This window comes from Enterovibrio litoreus (assembly GCF_045679545.1).
Taxonomy (GTDB): domain Bacteria; phylum Pseudomonadota; class Gammaproteobacteria; order Enterobacterales; family Vibrionaceae; genus Enterovibrio.
The window spans coordinates 1,060,341-1,076,290 of record NZ_CP166195.1 but is presented as its reverse complement, the minus strand read 5'-3'; the positions used below and the strand labels follow the sequence as shown (position 1 = coordinate 1,076,290).

At 46.8% G+C, this 15,950-nt stretch carries 16 protein-coding genes; 10 read left to right on the top strand and 6 right to left on the bottom strand.

All coding sequences use genetic code 11. The annotated features are described in order from the left end of the window. Positions 1-78: 78 nt before the first annotated feature. Positions 79-831: a response regulator transcription factor gene (locus AB8599_RS20200; protein ID WP_407333524.1), complete on the bottom strand. Its 753-nt coding sequence runs from the start codon at positions 829-831 to the stop codon at positions 79-81. Between the two features lie 419 nt (positions 832-1,250). On the opposite strand from AB8599_RS20200, the gene AB8599_RS20195 reads away from it, so the two are divergent. From AB8599_RS20195 to AB8599_RS20175, 5 genes are all read left to right on the top strand, one after another. Continuing rightward, complete coding sequence (locus AB8599_RS20195; protein WP_407333523.1) at positions 1,251-2,243, top strand: ABC transporter substrate-binding protein; 993 nt, start codon at positions 1,251-1,253, stop codon at positions 2,241-2,243. A 198-nt stretch (positions 2,244-2,441) separates the two neighbouring features. Beyond that, positions 2,442-3,341 (top strand): ABC transporter permease, encoded by a 900-nt coding sequence (locus tag AB8599_RS20190; RefSeq protein WP_407333522.1) that lies wholly within the window; start codon positions 2,442-2,444, stop codon positions 3,339-3,341. Then, entirely contained in the window at positions 3,334-4,611 is a 1,278-nt protein-coding gene (locus AB8599_RS20185) for a glycine betaine/L-proline ABC transporter ATP-binding protein (RefSeq protein ID WP_407333521.1), read from the top strand. Before AB8599_RS20190 ends, AB8599_RS20185 begins: the two co-directional genes overlap by 8 nt. A 167-nt stretch (positions 4,612-4,778) precedes the next feature. Continuing rightward, positions 4,779-5,837, top strand: coding sequence for an endonuclease/exonuclease/phosphatase family protein (locus tag AB8599_RS20180; RefSeq protein ID WP_407333520.1), 1,059 nt, complete (start codon positions 4,779-4,781; stop codon positions 5,835-5,837). 253 nt (positions 5,838-6,090) lie between these two features. After that, positions 6,091-6,750 (top strand): substrate-binding periplasmic protein, encoded by a 660-nt coding sequence (locus AB8599_RS20175; RefSeq protein ID WP_407333519.1) that lies wholly within the window; start codon positions 6,091-6,093, stop codon positions 6,748-6,750. Positions 6,751-6,819: 69 nt separating this feature from the next. Here the strand turns inward: AB8599_RS20175 and AB8599_RS20170 are convergent, their stop codons facing one another. Both AB8599_RS20170 and AB8599_RS20165 read right to left on the bottom strand, forming a co-directional pair. Then, the gene (locus AB8599_RS20170; protein ID WP_407333518.1) at positions 6,820-7,089 is read right to left on the bottom strand and encodes a hypothetical protein; all 270 of its coding nucleotides are present in this window, start codon (positions 7,087-7,089) and stop codon (positions 6,820-6,822) included. Positions 7,090-7,225: 136 nt separating this feature from the next. Continuing rightward, positions 7,226-7,918, bottom strand: a complete 693-nt coding sequence (locus tag AB8599_RS20165; RefSeq protein ID WP_407333517.1) for an alpha/beta fold hydrolase — start codon at positions 7,916-7,918, stop codon at positions 7,226-7,228. A 371-nt stretch (positions 7,919-8,289) separates the two neighbouring features. Here AB8599_RS20165 and AB8599_RS20160 point away from each other — a divergent pair, with 371 nt between their 5' ends. Then, positions 8,290-8,583: a hypothetical protein gene (locus AB8599_RS20160; RefSeq protein WP_407333516.1), complete on the top strand. Its 294-nt coding sequence runs from the start codon at positions 8,290-8,292 to the stop codon at positions 8,581-8,583. Positions 8,584-8,653: 70 nt separating this feature from the next. Here AB8599_RS20160 and AB8599_RS20155 read toward each other — a convergent pair whose 3' ends face one another. Further along, on the bottom strand, positions 8,654-8,968 hold the full coding sequence (locus AB8599_RS20155) for a hypothetical protein (RefSeq protein WP_407333515.1): 315 nt from the start codon (positions 8,966-8,968) through the stop codon (positions 8,654-8,656). A gap of 330 nt (positions 8,969-9,298) precedes the next feature. Between AB8599_RS20155 and AB8599_RS20150 the strand changes: the two genes are divergently transcribed. Beyond that, a complete protein-coding gene (locus AB8599_RS20150) occupies positions 9,299-11,272 on the top strand; it encodes a methyl-accepting chemotaxis protein (RefSeq protein WP_407333514.1) in 1,974 nt (657 codons plus the stop codon). A gap of 118 nt (positions 11,273-11,390) precedes the next feature. Continuing rightward, positions 11,391-12,341 (top strand): diguanylate cyclase domain-containing protein, encoded by a 951-nt coding sequence (locus tag AB8599_RS20145; protein ID WP_407333513.1) that lies wholly within the window; start codon positions 11,391-11,393, stop codon positions 12,339-12,341. Positions 12,342-12,406: 65 nt separating this feature from the next. Here AB8599_RS20145 and AB8599_RS20140 read toward each other — a convergent pair whose 3' ends face one another. Further along, on the bottom strand, positions 12,407-12,736 hold the full coding sequence (locus AB8599_RS20140; RefSeq protein WP_407334442.1) for a DMT family transporter: 330 nt from the start codon (positions 12,734-12,736) through the stop codon (positions 12,407-12,409). 198 nt (positions 12,737-12,934) lie between these two features. After that, positions 12,935-13,456, bottom strand: coding sequence for a DUF3332 domain-containing protein (locus AB8599_RS20135; protein ID WP_407334441.1), 522 nt, complete (start codon positions 13,454-13,456; stop codon positions 12,935-12,937). Between the two features lie 335 nt (positions 13,457-13,791). Here AB8599_RS20135 and AB8599_RS20130 point away from each other — a divergent pair, with 335 nt between their 5' ends. After that, the gene (locus AB8599_RS20130) at positions 13,792-14,004 is read left to right on the top strand and encodes a DUF2986 domain-containing protein (RefSeq protein ID WP_407333512.1); all 213 of its coding nucleotides are present in this window, start codon (positions 13,792-13,794) and stop codon (positions 14,002-14,004) included. A gap of 135 nt (positions 14,005-14,139) precedes the next feature. Further along, positions 14,140-15,942 carry a M3 family oligoendopeptidase gene (locus tag AB8599_RS20125; protein WP_407333511.1) on the top strand — a complete coding sequence of 601 codons (1,803 nt, stop codon included), beginning with the start codon at positions 14,140-14,142 and terminating at the stop codon, positions 15,940-15,942. Positions 15,943-15,950: the final 8 nt, after the last annotated feature.

Sequence of the window (15,950 nt, the reverse complement as noted above, 5' to 3'; positions counted from 1 at the left end):
GCACTCCATACGATTGATCACTTGTTACAGAGCAAGGCCAAAAATCCGCCACGGCTCAAGCCAATAACCAGCAACGCGTTATAGATGATGCAAGGTCGTGGCTTCTCGGAATTTATACCCCACTCCCCAAACAGTATGAATGTATTTTGGCATGTCTGGATCACGTTCCAATTTGCTTCGTAAGCGATTCACCGCACAGCAAACCGTGTGACGGTATCCATCGTAGTCCGTATTCCAAACCCGACTTAACAACTCGTCTTTACTGAACACTCGCTCTGGACGTTTAGCGAGGCAGCACAGTAATGAAAACTCCGTGGGAGTAAGGTCAATGGTTTTTCCGCCCAGGGTCACGCTGTGTGTTTCAGGTGAGATTTCAAGGTGGTTAAACAGCAAAGACCCCTCGCTCAGTTCGTCGCAATCCGCCTCTTCGGCTTCTGCGGGCATTTGATTCCACTGATTGTGCACCCCAGCCCGACGCATTAGGGCACGCACTCTGGCCTGAAACTCAATCACGCTAAATGGCTTTGCCAAATAATCATCAGCACCCGATTCCAAGCCTTCCACCATGTCGGATTCAGAATCCATCGCCGTTAAAATCAAGATGGGCACGCCATTGTGTTGCTGACGAAGTTGTTGGCACAAAGCCATGCCATCGCCATCATCAAGGCCGCGATCTAATATTACTGCATCGATTTTTCTTTCGTTGAGAACGCGAAACCCTTCCTTCAATGACGTTCCTTTCACGACATCATTGCCCATCACTTTGAGGTGCAGTGATACCAGTTCGGCGATGTCGGCATTATCTTCTAATACGAGTACGGTCTGAGACATGTTGACTCCGTTAGCCTTGTTTTAGTCGGATTCCATGTATGAGCGCCTAACTAACGCACAAATTTCACCACTGAGCGCCTAAACACAGTTTTCGGTATGTCTTTCTCCAAACTGAATGTGAATTCTTACAAATAAAACAACCGATTTACACCAAAGGGCATTTAAGTAATAAAAATCAATTACTTAAGTGCCAACCAACCTATAACCTCCAGCTCAAATTGATTAGGGGACGAATCAATTTGAGCTAGAAATGTAATGTATGTGCAGAAAATGTGACGCGTGTTTGTTATGATTACTTTAATGCGTACCTATTTTTCAATCTGTTAAACCATAAATAATAGGTTTTCGTAATGGTACGCGGGAACTGTAAATGATTAGAGCTGTATTGATTATCACGGCTCATATGAGAGGGAACTTCCATGAATAAACTTTTAGCCACGTCATGCCTGCTGCTTTCAGCAATGCCAATGACAAGCTTCGCCGCAGACTGTGGCAAGGTCACCATCGCAGACATGAACTGGAGCTCGGCAACACTCATCGCCAATATTGACCGTTTCATTTTGGCAAACGGCTATGACTGCGACGCAGAGTTAGTGCCTGGCGATACCATGCCAACGGGTACGTCGATGATCGAAAAGGGCGAGCCTGACATTGCGCCAGAATTCTGGAGTAACTCTCTAAAAGCAGCTTTGGACAAAGGCGTAGAAGAAGGCCGATTACGTTTTGCTGGTAGCACACTCTCTGAAGGCGGCGTAGAAGGCTTCTGGGTACCTAAGTTTCTTGTCGACAAAGACCCAAGCCTAGCAACCATTCAAGGTGTGAAAAACAATCCGCTACTTTTCAAACACCCAGAAGATCCAACGAAAGGCGCATTCTATGGCTGCCCTGCAGGTTGGAACTGCCAGATTTCATCAGGCAACCTGTTTAACGCATTGGGACTTGAAGACAGTGGTTTTGAATTGATTGATCCAGGTTCAGGCGCCGGTCTTGCGGGCTCTATCGCCAAAGCATATGAGCGCGGTCAAGGTTGGTTTGGCTATTACTGGGCACCAACAGCGGTTCTTGGTAAGTATGAAATGGTTAAAGTTGACTTTGGATCAGGCATTGATGAAGAGCACTTCAAAGCGTGTACAACCAGTGAACAGTGTCTTGAGCCAAAAGTGACCATGTACCCACCTTCAGCGGTAGATACCGTTGTCACTGAGAGCTTTGCTCAACGTGCACCCGGTGCTATGAGCTATCTTGCAAATCGTTCGTTCACCACCAATGATCTAAACACTCTGCTGGCTTGGATGGAAGACAATCAGGCTGATGGTGAGATTGCTGGCGAATACTTCTTACAAAGTCATGCTGACATCTGGACGCAGTGGGTTACCCCTGAGGTTGCAGCAAAAGTGAAAGCGGCACTATAAAGCACGCATTCTGCCAACGGGCTGCTCACAATCAGCCCGTTTTCAAAAAACGCAAATTCACCACACGCAAATATAGTGCTTAGGCCCTCTCCCGTTTTGCATCACATAAGTCTCACAGAAAACGTCGAGACTGCTTTCGTGGCGGGTATATTCACTATATTTTACTAATAACAACTATGCAGAGGATGCTGTACTGTTATGGCAGATAATTCTTGGTTAACGGAATTCCCGGAGATGGAACGCTCCGACCTTCTAACCATCCGAAAAACCCTTGATGGCGCTTATCGCGAATTCTCACGAAACTACGGCGAAACCATCGAATCTTTTTTTGATCCCCTTCTTCAATTTCTTATCTGGTTTGAAAAGCTATTGCTCGGCACCCCATGGTGGCTGATGATCGCGATTCTCGCCGGTGTCTCTTACCTCGCCAGCCGATCATGGAAATTGGCGGTCAGTGTTATCTTTGTCTTTCTCGCCATTGGTTACTTTGGCATGTGGGAAGATACAATGCGAACCATGAGTATCATCCTAGTTTGTACCATGTTAGCCATTGGTCTCGGGATACCGATTGGTATCGCTATGGCTCGCTCAAACCGCATTCAATCTCTGGTGACACCGCTACTTGACGTAATGCAAACCATGCCCGCATTTGTATATCTGATCCCGGTCGTGATGCTGCTTGGCATTGGTAAAATCCCTGGGGTCATTGCCGTGGTTATTTACGCCATTCCGCCAGTCATTCGCCTGACAAACCTTGGTATTCGACTCGTGGACAAAGAAGTGCTGGAAGCGGCAACCGCGTATGGCGCAAGTTCCACGCAACGCTTGTTTGGCGTGCAGTTACCCCTTGCAATGCCAACCATCATGGCGGGTATCAACCAAACCATTATGATGGCGTTGGCTATGGTCGTGATCGCTTCAATGATTGGGGTGAAAGGTCTTGGCCAGCCGGTACTTAAGTCTATTACCAACCAATACTTTACCCTTGGCTTAATCAATGGTCTTGCGATCGTTGCCTTGGCAATCATCTTTGACCGAGTATCACAAAGTTATGCAAAACGTACTCAGCAACATTTGAGCGGAGGTCATCATGAGTAATTCCAACACGACACCGCTGATCCAAATTAAAGGTCTTTATAAGATATTCGGCAAAAACCCGCAAAAAGTCCTGCCCGACGTCAAAGCCGGAAAATCCAAAGACGACATATTGGCGGATACTGGCCACACAGTGGGTTTGCAGCAAATTGATTTAGACATTGAACGCGGAGAAATCTTCGTGATCATGGGCCTTTCAGGCTCGGGGAAATCCACGCTGATCCGCCACTTCAACCGTTTGATTGACCCGACTGAAGGGCAAATCATCGTTGAAGGCGAAGATGTCATGAAACTAGACGAAAAAGGGCTGCAGCATTTCCGCCGCCACAAAATGTCTATGGTGTTTCAACGTTTTGGTTTGATGCCACACCGCACGGTTTTGCAAAACGTCGCATACGGGCTGCAAGTGCAAGGCGTGGACAAAGCCGAGCGTGATAAAAAAGCCACCGAGTGGTTAGACACGGTTGGGCTTGCGGGCTACGAGCAGCAATACCCGTCACAGCTTTCAGGTGGACAGCAACAGCGTGTTGGCCTCGCTCGCGCCTTGTGTACCGATGCAGAAATCCTTTTGATGGATGAAGCATTCTCTGCCCTTGACCCACTCATCCGCAGTGAAATGCAAGATCAGCTCATTGGTTTGCAGGAAAAGCTTCAGAAAACCATTATTTTCATCACCCATGACTTGGACGAAGCGCTTCGCTTGGGCGATCGCATTGCTATTTTACGCGACGGCAAGCTCATCCAGCAGGGTCGCCCGGTTGATATCTTACTTAACCCAGCCGACGACTATGTTGAAGCATTCGTCAAAGACGTAAATCGCGCCCGCGCACTCACCGTTGACACCGTTATGCAGCCGCAGAGCCTTCGTATCAGCACAGACACCATTGGCGAAGCGCTATCGCAAATGCGCCAGGCAAAAGTGCAGCACGGTTACTACATGAACGATGATGGTTATCAGGGCGCACTGAGTCGCGAGCGTTTGGAATCATTCGATGCATCACGTCATAGCGATGCCATTGATGACAAGGTATTGGAAATCGTTCCTGGCATTCAATCTGATGCCCTGATCGAGCAAGTCATCCCAGACACCATTGAACATGAACTGCCACTGCCTGTGCTGGATCAAGACGGTCAACTTCAAGGTCAGCTTTCACGTGCTAGCGTGGTTGAAGTCTTGAGCGACCAATCAAGTCATGACGACACATACGCAGACAAAGAGGCAGCGAAGGATGCCGACAAAAAGAAACCCGACGGAGAAAAAGTGTCAGCATAAATCTGGTCACGTAGAAAATCCGTCATTCTGACGCATCGAATCAATGCGCTTCCTCTCGAAGCGCATTTTCTTTTTCCTGCCCACGCTTTTAAATCCCTGGCGACTCACCGATAATCAACAAACTCTTCGCTATACTAAAGAAATATTTTCAATATTGAGACGATATTGTGTTCGCGACTAATAGCAAAAACTCATACGCACACAGCGCCTTTGGCCTCAAGCTCGCGACGATTAACTTGTTTAATTTTATCGAGCCACCTGGTGCATTCTATGAGTTCAGCAACATCTACAGTGAAGACCAATGGCGACAAAAACGTATGTGGCTCAACCGTTACATTGGCAGCTACCAACCTGACATCATCGCCTTTCAGGAAGTGTTTAGCGCCTCTGCGCTAAAATCGCTGCTTGAACCACTTGGCTATCGTTTTTTCTCTGTTGTTGATGAACCTGAGCCCATCAATTCAGCCAACGATTATGTATACAAGAGCCCGGTAGTTTGCCTTGCTTCGCGTTACCCCATACTAAGTGCATTGCCACTTCACGCCGATCCCGAGCTGTCGGAAAAGCTTGGGATGACAAAGGACTTCGAATACAGCCGTCTGCCGCTTTGTGCAACACTTGAACTTCCCTCTCTGGGCCAAACGGATATCTACGTGGTTCACTTGAAATCAAAACGTCCTATGATGGAAGAAAGTGAGGACGGTGGTAAAACGGTCAAGACACTCCATGATTCCATGCAAGCAGAAATTGCGGGCTCTTGGGCATCATCAATTCAACGAGGTTCAGAAGTGTGCCAATTGATGGCATCGATTATTCAACGCCGATCCGACACCAACAACCCTGCAATTGTCATGGGCGATTTTAACGATGATTTGAATTCAGACGTATTGCGTGCCTTTCATGTTACAGGTTTGCGCTCTATTACCGAAGACATGGCTGACGTCCCACTCTCGCATTATCAACTTCACGATAGCTGGGACTTATTTGTAAAAAATACCGGTGAAACGGGTCTTGCCCGTCCTAGCACGCATTACTTTCATGCTAAAGGCTCAGTGCTTGATTACATTTTGCTTTCCAATGAATTCAACAGCAGCGATCCCGCCAGTCTTGCAGAAGTTGGCGACTTTCATTGTGAAGACAGGCATCTTATCAACCCCAAGTTTGATCAAGATGCTTACAGCAGTGATCACGCGATTATCAGCGTCACCATTGGCTTGCGCCGTTAATCACACATCACGCAAGAAAAAAACAACCCGCAATTTCCTCGCGACGCTCCTCTACTTGGCATAGGTTTAAATAGAGTCTCATTATGAAGACAGCCTTAAAACACCAAGTTGGAGAGCGATGGTCATGTTGCGTACTGCACAATTTTCTAAATTTATATTCGGGTTATCAAAATTTTCAACGCGAGTTTTTTGTCTACTTGCGCTCGCTCTCTCAACCCTAGCGCTCGCGGAGAATCATACCGAAAAAGAAATCGTGATAGTCAGCGAAGCATGGGAAGACGCAACCGAAAAAAATGGAACGGGTCTTTACTTCGACATTATGCGCAAGGTATTTGAACCCTTGGGATACAAGGTGAAAACCCTAACGACGACCTACTCTCGCAGTATTTATTTGGTTCAAACCCAAAAGATGCATGCATTTCTTGGTTCTTATATCGATGAACAAGAAAACGTGCTTTATCCCTATTGGCATTTTGATGCCGAGCAAGTCGTGGCAGTTTACAAGGCGTCAGTTATCTCAACATGGTCAGGTGAAGAATCCCTAGAAGGTAAAACAGTCGGGTGGATAAAGGGATACGATTATAACGATTACATCAAGACAAAACTGATAGTGAAGGAAGTGAAATCACGCCGCCAGGGACTAACCATGGTGTATTCAGACAGACTTGATGCACTGATTGACGCCCGTGCTGAAATCGAAGAGGAATTTGAAGAAGGCTACATTGACCGAAGTGCATTTGCTGTTTCAAACCTCATTGATCTCAAGCTCTATCCCGCGTTTGTGAATTCCTCAGAGGGAGAAAAACTGAGGATGATCTATGATCAGCGATTCGAAGCTCTATTAAAGTCCGGTGAGCTGCAAGCAATGTTCGACGAATATGAATGGGACTATTTTCCTTTTCAGAAACCATAAATACATGATCAAAAAACGCCGCTCAATAGCGGCTTTTTTTGGTGTTCTTCAGTATTCTTATGCGTTGCACTACCGCTTGTTAGTGACGTCTTGATAGTCACCATCAATGGTTTGTCCTTGATGCCTCTGTTTAGGGCCAAACGGCGTTTGCTCAATAGGCTGTTCATGTTGTTGCCGATACAAATTCGCTTGCTCTGCTTGAGCCTTGCGTAGCTTTTTCATGATGAAGGGTTTGGCAATCAATGCACTAATAGAAACGATTAAGCCAAACACCGCAGCAAACATTAATGTAAAGAAGCCCAAAATAAGCGTAACCACACCGATCAGGATTTGTCTCATGTAAATTCCCCGTGGATTAAAATCGTGTTGGCTTCTGAACAGATAAAATGCGCCTCTCACGCTCACTTTTCAAGGGTGCTTTACAGATATTTACACTCTCGCCACACAAACTTTGCTCTATTTTCATGCCAACGACTCAAGGCAGATCAATCATCGCTTTGATTTCATTCACTAATAATGGGACATTTTGCCACAACACAAAATGCCCTTCGTTGTTAAGCATTTTCAATTTGGCATTCGGTAAACGTTGTTTAGCAAAATAGGAATTACCAGGATCAGCCAGATCGTCATCCTTCCCATGAACCAAAACGATAGGCATGGTCAACGATCCCCAGTTCTGCGCGGCGAGCTTTTCCAGTTCATTCTCCAACACCATCATTTCGGCATTTGAGCGCAACATATCGTCGGGAATCACCCACTTTGCCAACAAGGTATCAGCCATATAGTTGTACCACTTTGGCGCTTCTAGCTTAGGATCAAACGCAGATGCAATCAGCAGCAAGCTATCAACATGTTCTGGTGCTAGCAACGCTAATTGCAGCGCTATTGGCCCTCCCAAAGAATGCCCGACAAGCAGGGTGTTTTTATTCTCTTTGAGCAAAGGCAACAAGGCTTCGGCTTGCTTTTTAAGACTGGTCTCGACAGGCATTGAGGACTGACCAAAGCCTGGCCTATCTATTGAAACGAGATCGACTTGCTGTAAGGCTGGATGATTAAGATAGTCGTCATAGGCTTCTTTGCTGCCTGGCGAGCCGTGAATAAATATCACGCGATAGCTTGATAGAGGGTTACCGGCCGTTTTTTGGGGTACGCGAGTATTGTCTAACATTCCATTGGGCGCACTGTCTTCCTGCACGCCCTTTGTTTCAGCATAAATCGACCCGCAAACTATCATCAACCCGCAACTTATCATCAACCCACACACTATCAAGCCAATCCGCGCCAACCCCCTTCTCTTCATCAATCCTTTTTCCTGTTCTGCTTTGTCTTCAAAGTACATCAATACGCGCCTAAGAATAGACCGCTAACCCCAATATTTGATTCCAAAGGGCCGAGACTAATTTGTACCGAAAAGGAGACTTTACACATCAAGTTATTTTTGAGACAGACTTCGTGAGCCATGAAAATGTAATCTGTTGCTATGTATCAATAAGCATAATGTCTGCGCATTTTAGTGCGTTTGAGTAGAGGATGTTTGGCATGACCGTCGGCTACAGAGCAAAGAAAATAGCATGGCTAGTCAGCTTGATAACGATGACGTTCGCGCTAAGCGCATGCTCTTCCACACGTCATGACAAGCTCGCCGATTTGGGTTTCGCAACCCCCTATTTAGAAGGCTATGACGATGGGTGTCATAGCAAAGTGACTGCTGCAAAAACCATTAAAGATGGCTTTCGCAAAGATCCTGAACGTATGTTCAAAGAAGATAGATACGCTGAAGGTTGGAATGATGGCTATGAGCAATGTTACGTGGCCAACAAATCGTTCTACTAACAAAATAAAAATCCTGCATAAAGCAGGATTTCAAACGTGTATTTCTGTTATTGACACGCAGGTTCGCTAATCAGTGGTCGCGCGGGATGACAATAGATCGCTGAACCTCATCACCATTTTCTAGCATGGCAGTAAACACACCGGTACGTGTAAAAGGCGATTCTGTCATGACAAACACCATGCCATTTTCTGGCGTGACATATTCTCCCAACGAACCCGACAACGTGATCGTCGCGCCTTCAACTGGCGTACCATTTTGTAGCACCTGAACCCAAGCGCCCTGCCCAACAGTGACAACACGCATATCCACTGCATCGTTCGTCGTTCCCGCGAAAGCTGTCGATGAAGCAGCAATCATACTCATGGCAATTAGTACTTTCTTCATGGTGACCTCTCTATGATTGTGGAATTGTATCTGAATACAAATTCTTCTTTTTATTCACTTCTTTCTATAAACATAGTTGCCAATACACGAAGTGCCAATACGTTAAAAGTCGAACATTTGTTCACTTTCGATCTCCTCCTATTGCCTCACTCTTTGCTCACACTAGCTGGACGACATCACGTAAAACATTTGGCTGTCATATTTTTGCAACAATTTATGTGACGCATACAAATGCTGTCCTATATTTAAGACAGGAAATGTACAGGCAATCATATTTCATGCGGCAGTCGATGCAGTAAAAGCGCCAGTTACAATAAAACAGGAGAGAACATGCGTAAGCCACTTCCTCGCACCATCAAGGGACAACTAAGCAGTATTGTCCTGTTAATTTTGGCGTCCGTTATTGTCTTCGCGGTCACTTTTCAGTCGTCATTCAAAGAGCTTGGGACGCTAGATAGTGCATCCGTTGATATTCTAAAAAGCCAGACTTCCGTCTTAATGCTCCGTCGACACGAAAAAGATTTCATGGCCAGAAATGACGTGAAATACAAAGACAAGTTTGATGATGAATACAACGCAATCAGAGGAAAACTTTCTAGCGCATTAAGCAAATTGTCTTCGCTTAATATGTCCGGTCGCGAAGCAATAACCGACATGCTGCTCAAGCTCGATACTTATCAGCAGGATTTTAGCTCTCTCGTTGTCCAACGAGTCAATGTGGGCGTTGAGTATGACACAGGGTTACAAGGCATAGCACGAACCGCTTCTCACCGCGTAGAGCAAGCCATTCAGCGAATCCAAGATGACACCATCTACAAGATGCTGCTTATGCTCCGTCGTCATGAGAAAGATTTTCTGCTTCGCTCTGACGTGAAATATGTCGACGAGTTTAATGCGCAGATGAGTAACGTTGGGCTAGTAATTGCCAGCAGTGAAATTCCATCAAGTCATCGCCTTTTGATGGAAACCTCTTTAGGGGATTATCACAAAGCCTTTAATTCACTGGCGTCCAGCCTGCAAGATATTGGTTTGAGCCCACAAGAAGGGTTACACGGTAGCCTGAGAGCATCGGTGAGAGAAACAGAAGCACAGATGAAATCCCTCAGCGAAAACTTAGTCAGCGCGATCGATCAGCGAGAACATCAGGTCACGACGCGTCTAACGCTTATCGGTGGCACATTGGCGGTCATTGTTTGCCTTGCTTTAGCGTTTATTATCCGCCATGTCACTCAAAAGATTTCAGTCGCTAATCAACTGATGGGCAACATTGCCAGAGGCAACAGTTCACTGGATGTGCGTATGCAATTACCCGGTGACGATGAGCTCTCGCAACTGGCGACACACTTCAATCGCTTCATTGCTAACCTCCAGCACACCATGGAGAAAATCGCTGATATCTCGTCTGAATTAACGACCAATGCGCGACACAGCCTAGTCATGGCGGGAGCGACGGCTGAAAACGCAGAGAAGCAACGTGCCGAATCCGACTCGGTTTCCACAGCCATGACTGAAATGACCGCCACCAGCCGTGAAATTGCACAAAGTGTGGCACGCGCGGCAAGTGTCGCCAGAGAGTTACAAACCTCCGCGCAAACAGGACGAGATGTGAACACAGAAACGTCGGTAAAAGCCACGGAACTGTCTGCAAGCATGCTCAGCGCGAGTGAAAACATGCAAAGACTCAATGCAGACAGCGAAGAAATTGGTTCCGTGATTGATGTTATTCGTTCTATCACTGAGCAAACCAATCTGCTCGCGCTGAACGCTGCGATTGAAGCAGCACGAGCCGGTGAACAAGGCAGAGGCTTTGCCGTGGTTGCCGACCAAGTGCGCGAACTGGCGATGAAAACACACCATTCAACCGATGAGATCACCAAGATAATCGAACAGATCCAATCGGGGATCCGCCATAGCGTGGACGTGATGAGTGAGAGCAGCGAAATGGCCACGATAAGCGTGAATCAGGCGCGAGAAGGTGCCGCAGTCATGAGTGCCATGGTCGATCAAATTGAAGACATTGCAGGTCAAAACATGCAGATTGCTACGGCATCTGAAGAGCAAACCATGGTCACCGACAGCGTTGACCGCAACATTGTGGTGATTGCTGAGCTTGCTGGGCAAACTGCTTCCGCAGCGCAGAAATCCAACCACTCAGCCAGCGCTATTGAGCAGTTAGCCAATGAACTCGATCGATTGGTAGGCACATTCACTGGTGAGCGGGAACGATCTCATTCAGAAACCCCTAGCGCACCAAGATCGGACAGGGAAATCAACATGGCACAAAACCAGTGGGCGAGCGCGTAAGCCACGAAAACACATCCTCGCATCTCTTTTGAACCATTTGGCGAACGAGGTTAGCAATCCGATGCAAAGGTATCCCCATCGACTATAGTAATGGAAACGCCATTGCATTGGATTGCTTATGAAAAAGGCCGCGCTGCCCGCTGATGAAACTTTGAGACTTCAATCGTTAGAGAACCTCAATATTCTCGACACCAGCGCTGAAGAGCGATTTGACAGGCTTTCTCGGCTTGCTAAGCAGATGTTTGCAACCAAGGTCGCGGCCATTAGCTTTATCGACGCCAACAGGCAATGGGTGAAATCATGTATCGGCCCTCTTAACCAAGAAATCCCTCGTGATATTTCTTTCTGCGCACATACTATTTTGAGTTCTGAGCCTTTGGTCGTGAACAATGCATCAACCGATCCTCGCTTTTGTGGTAATCCATTAGTGACCGCAGAGCCAAATGTTCAGTTTTATGCGGGTTACCCCATCAAACACGCCAATGGCACAATATTGGGCACACTCAGTATCATGGATGACGAGCCAAGAGGCTTTGACGACTATGACATTGCATGTTTTAAGGACATTGCAGATTTGGTGCAAAGCGAGCTGCGCGCCATTCAACTCACCACGCAGGATCAACTCACTGGTCTCCTCAATGCACATGGTTTTCAGGTGTTGTCACAAAACAGTCTAAACATGTGCGAACGTCTTAACGCACCAGCTTCATTGGCTTATTTTGATGTCAGAGGGCTGAAGAAAATTAACCGATCGCAAGGCAACCGAGAGGGCGACAACGCATTAATGTTCTTCGCGGAATTATTGACGTTCGGGTTTCGTGACTCTGATGTGCTGGCGCGTTTGGAAAGCGACAAATTTGCAGTGCTTCTCACCAACACACCGATAGCCAATACTCAAGATATCTTGGATCGCTTTAAAGAAAGGGTTGATAGATATGCGGTCGAAAAGAAGCTCCCTTATACCCTGGATTATAATGTCGGCGTTTCTTGGGTAGATGCAGAAGGCGATTTCGATTTTACTGAGCTGCTCGGCATTGCGCGAAGCTTTGCAACCAAAGCCAAACCCTAGCTTTTAAACGCGCATCAACCCAACTAACGTCCGCACAACAGTGTGTGCTATGCGACGTGATCGCTTTATTGCATCACATTTGAAAAGAGATTAATGACAATCACACCCGCAACAATCAATGCCATGCCCAGCACTGCGCCAAGATCGAGGTGCTGACCATGCCAAAGCCACGCAACCAATGACACTAAAACAATACCCGCCGCGCTCCAAATGGCGTAGGCGATTCCCAAAGGCATGGTTTTTACGGTGATTGAAAGTAAATAGAACGACACCGCATAACAAGACAAAACGACAGCGGTGGTGATTGGCTGTGTAAATGACTGTGTTTTTGGCATCATGGACGTGGCCATAATTTCAAATAAAATAGCGACAGCCAGTGATACAAAAGGCGGCAATGTATAGAGAATTTTCAACATACGTTTCTCCTCAATGAGTACGCATCCTTTCGAAAAATGCGCGGGATATTTCAAACCCCGCCAGATCGGTCACACCGCACTGGATCGGTCACACCGCACAAATAGCAAAGCCCCACCCAAAAGGCGAGGCTCTGCGGTTCACAACCGAATAACTTTAATATGTTTGTTCAGCGAGAATTATACGCGATTTGCCGCGTAGTCATTCAGCTCGTCAACAGAAACAGTGGTGATGAACTCATCGTTCAAGAAGAAGTTAACCATCTCACCGTCTTTTTCGCCACGTAGTACTTGTGTGGTGCCATCTGCATAGGCAACTGACATCTCGATAGACTTGTCGTTAACTTGCTTCACGTCAGCCGAAGAGATCTTGATTGGTGCCGTGGTCAGGTCTTTATCCAGCTTCTGATTGATTCGGAAAATTGCATCCGCAGGCATATCTGCAACAGCGGGTGACTTACCAGAGATTGGGTTAGTGCCAGTCCAGAATTCGATAGAGTTAAAAATGAACAGGTCAGCAGTAGCAGCGATACCGTAAACCGGGCTCATCAGTAGGTACAGGCCTGCACGAGCGTAGCGGTTATCTACAGCGGTCAGGTTCAATTTCATTACCATACCAGACGTCGCCATTTGACCGATACAACCCGTCAAAGACGCAGTTAGCACTGCCGCAGCAATAGCTTTCATCGCAATTTTTTTCATCATATTACACACTGTGAGTTCAAAAAGTTGGCGAAGTATACAGCGATTTCTTCTCTTGAAAAGTGCAAGAATTTAAGCCAAATCCGGCAGGTGCAACAGCCGATTAACAGCCATTTGTCATCACAATGTCAGTATGGTTAAGCTATCGTTATCAGGCTAAAAATGAGACGAACATCACACCAACCAAAAGGTGGATGCATTCACCACGTGAATGATTGACGACCGCGTCGATTGCTCACTATTCGTACTATATTCGCCAAGTTCAAGGTTTGTGCTTGAGTCCCGTTATGGTTTGTCCTTACAATCCCCCCTCGAAATATTGATGGTCATCAACAATGAACAGAAAAAAGAAAATCATTCAAACGCTAAAGAAACGCGAGAAGAAGAAAAATGCAAAATTGCATACTTCTAACAAGCCTAAATACGTTTCTAAAGCGGATCGCGAGAAACTGGCATCAGAAGAATCTGACGCAGCGGTTGATTCACTAGAATCAAGCGTTGAAAACGCAAGTGCTGATGAGAAAACAGGCACACAAGAAAACGCGTGACCCGAATAAATGACTGTTTTTCAAAAATTTAGAATCAGTCGTTATTTCCAACTTGGCATTGCCCGTCTATAGGTACTCACCTTCTCTTTAATGCGTTATGGTTAACACAACATAAGCACGTAAGAGGAAAGCGGCATGTCAGCGCCAAGTTGGGATTTTTCATTTGTTTACCAAAGCCTTCAAGACCCTGCGATCAATCAAGACCTGCAACTTAGCAACCAGTATTTGGATGCGTTAACACACCTATCCATAGACGTAGTCGATGCCTGCCAGCGGGCACTTACCCTTCACGACGATATTCTTACCCTCATTCAGTCCGTCTCTAACTATGCCGGTTGTCAGTCTTCTGTTGATGCGACCAACGAAGCGGCTAAAGCATTGGTGGTCAAGACCGATGTCATGCAATCAACGCTAACACAAGCATTCAGCCCGTTTGAAAGCCAATTGTCGGTCTGTGATGACGGCTTTTTTAACGCCGTCATGTCAGGCAGTGACGACGCTGGAAACTACGATCGTCACGCGTTCCGATTCTCCCGTCTTCGTCAGCACCGTGTTTTCCGATTGTCTGTACCCGAAGAGCAACTCCTATCTGCGTTGCAGGTTGATGGACGCAATGCGTGGGGACGACTCTATGATTCGATAACAGGCACCGCCAAAGTGGCGCTGACGTTCCCTGACGGAAGCGAAGAAGTGATGGGGCTATCCCAAGCTGCTAGTCTTCTATACGGCAGTGACACCTATCGCAGAGAACCTGCATGGAGAGCTATTCACGCTGCAATGGAAAAACAAGAAATCACCTTTGCAGCCATTCTTAATGCCCTGGCGGGAGGCCGTTTGGCGGAGTATCAAAAACGCAGTCACACAAAGCCCCTGCACTTTCTTGCGCCTGCATTAGAACAAAGCCGCATTGAGAAAAAAACACTTGATGCCATGATACGTGTAACAGAGCAACACAAAGACCTCTCTCGCCGCGCCGCGAAAGCCATGGCAAAAATGTTTGGTCATGAAACCTTGGCGCCTTGGGACGAAATGGCAGCGATGCCCGTGCAAGACGGCGGCGCTTCTAAAAGCTATTCATTTCAGGATGCTATTGCCATCATTCGTCACGCCTTCCATTCCGTGCACCCAGAAATGGCTGATTTCGTGGATATGATGGTTGAACAAGGTTTAATTGATGCCGCGCCACAGCCAAACAAAGTTATGGGCGCTTACTGCACAAAGATAGCCAAAACGCGCACCCCACTGGTGTTCATGAGCTTTGGTGGCAGCATGTCTGATGTACTCACGCTTGCTCATGAACTCGGTCATGCTTTCCATAACTGGGTGATGAAGGATATGCCACTTGTGGAAACCAACTACCCAATGACATTGGCTGAAACCGCCTCTATTTTTGCAGAGAACGTGGTGCGTGACGCGCTGCTTGAAGAAGCGAGCAATGATCACGATAAACTGTTAATGCTTTGGGAAGAAGCGCAAACAGCAGTGGCCCTAATGCTGAACATTCCTGTCCGCTTTGAGTTTGAACGTGCGTTCTATGAGCAACGACAGCAAGGGGAGCTCACACCACGACAATTGCGCGGCCTAATGTCGGAGACGTGGAAGAATTGGTATGGCGATGCCATGTCAGAACCCAACGATCTGTTTTGGGCCAGTAAGCTTCACTTCAGCATTGCCGAAATCAGCTTCTATAACTATCCGTATCTGTTTGGGTATCTCTTCAGCACAGGCGTTTACGCGCAGCGAGTAGCAAAAGGTGACGCCTTTTATGAAGACTATAAATCACTTCTGAAAGACACTGGACGCATGACAGCGGAAGAGGTCGCACTCAAACACCTTGGCGCGAATTTGGAGCAACCGGATTTTTGGCAGCAAAGTATTTCGATTGCAGAAAAACGCATTGAGGCATTTGAAGCTTTGGTTAACAAGATCAAGCACTGACCAGTCAG

What these genes read in the sequence shown, in the direction of transcription:
- AB8599_RS20200 (WP_407333524.1), bottom strand. Translation starts at nt 831, where the DNA reads ATGTCTCAGACCGTACTCGTATTAGAAGATAATGCCGACATCGCCGAA.
- AB8599_RS20195 (WP_407333523.1), top strand. Translation starts at nt 1,251, where the DNA reads ATGAATAAACTTTTAGCCACGTCATGCCTGCTGCTTTCAGCAATGCCA.
- AB8599_RS20190 (WP_407333522.1), top strand. Translation starts at nt 2,442, where the DNA reads ATGGCAGATAATTCTTGGTTAACGGAATTCCCGGAGATGGAACGCTCC.
- AB8599_RS20185 (WP_407333521.1), top strand. Translation starts at nt 3,334, where the DNA reads ATGAGTAATTCCAACACGACACCGCTGATCCAAATTAAAGGTCTTTAT.
- AB8599_RS20170 (WP_407333518.1), bottom strand. Translation starts at nt 7,089, where the DNA reads ATGAGACAAATCCTGATCGGTGTGGTTACGCTTATTTTGGGCTTCTTT.
- AB8599_RS20165 (WP_407333517.1), bottom strand. Translation starts at nt 7,918, where the DNA reads ATGTTAGACAATACTCGCGTACCCCAAAAAACGGCCGGTAACCCTCTA.
- AB8599_RS20160 (WP_407333516.1), top strand. Translation starts at nt 8,290, where the DNA reads ATGACCGTCGGCTACAGAGCAAAGAAAATAGCATGGCTAGTCAGCTTG.
- AB8599_RS20155 (WP_407333515.1), bottom strand. Translation starts at nt 8,968, where the DNA reads ATGAAGAAAGTACTAATTGCCATGAGTATGATTGCTGCTTCATCGACA.
- AB8599_RS20150 (WP_407333514.1), top strand. Translation starts at nt 9,299, where the DNA reads ATGCGTAAGCCACTTCCTCGCACCATCAAGGGACAACTAAGCAGTATT.
- AB8599_RS20145 (WP_407333513.1), top strand. Translation starts at nt 11,391, where the DNA reads ATGAAAAAGGCCGCGCTGCCCGCTGATGAAACTTTGAGACTTCAATCG.
- AB8599_RS20135 (WP_407334441.1), bottom strand. Translation starts at nt 13,456, where the DNA reads ATGAAAAAAATTGCGATGAAAGCTATTGCTGCGGCAGTGCTAACTGCG.
- AB8599_RS20130 (WP_407333512.1), top strand. Translation starts at nt 13,792, where the DNA reads ATGAACAGAAAAAAGAAAATCATTCAAACGCTAAAGAAACGCGAGAAG.
- AB8599_RS20125 (WP_407333511.1), top strand. Translation starts at nt 14,140, where the DNA reads ATGTCAGCGCCAAGTTGGGATTTTTCATTTGTTTACCAAAGCCTTCAA.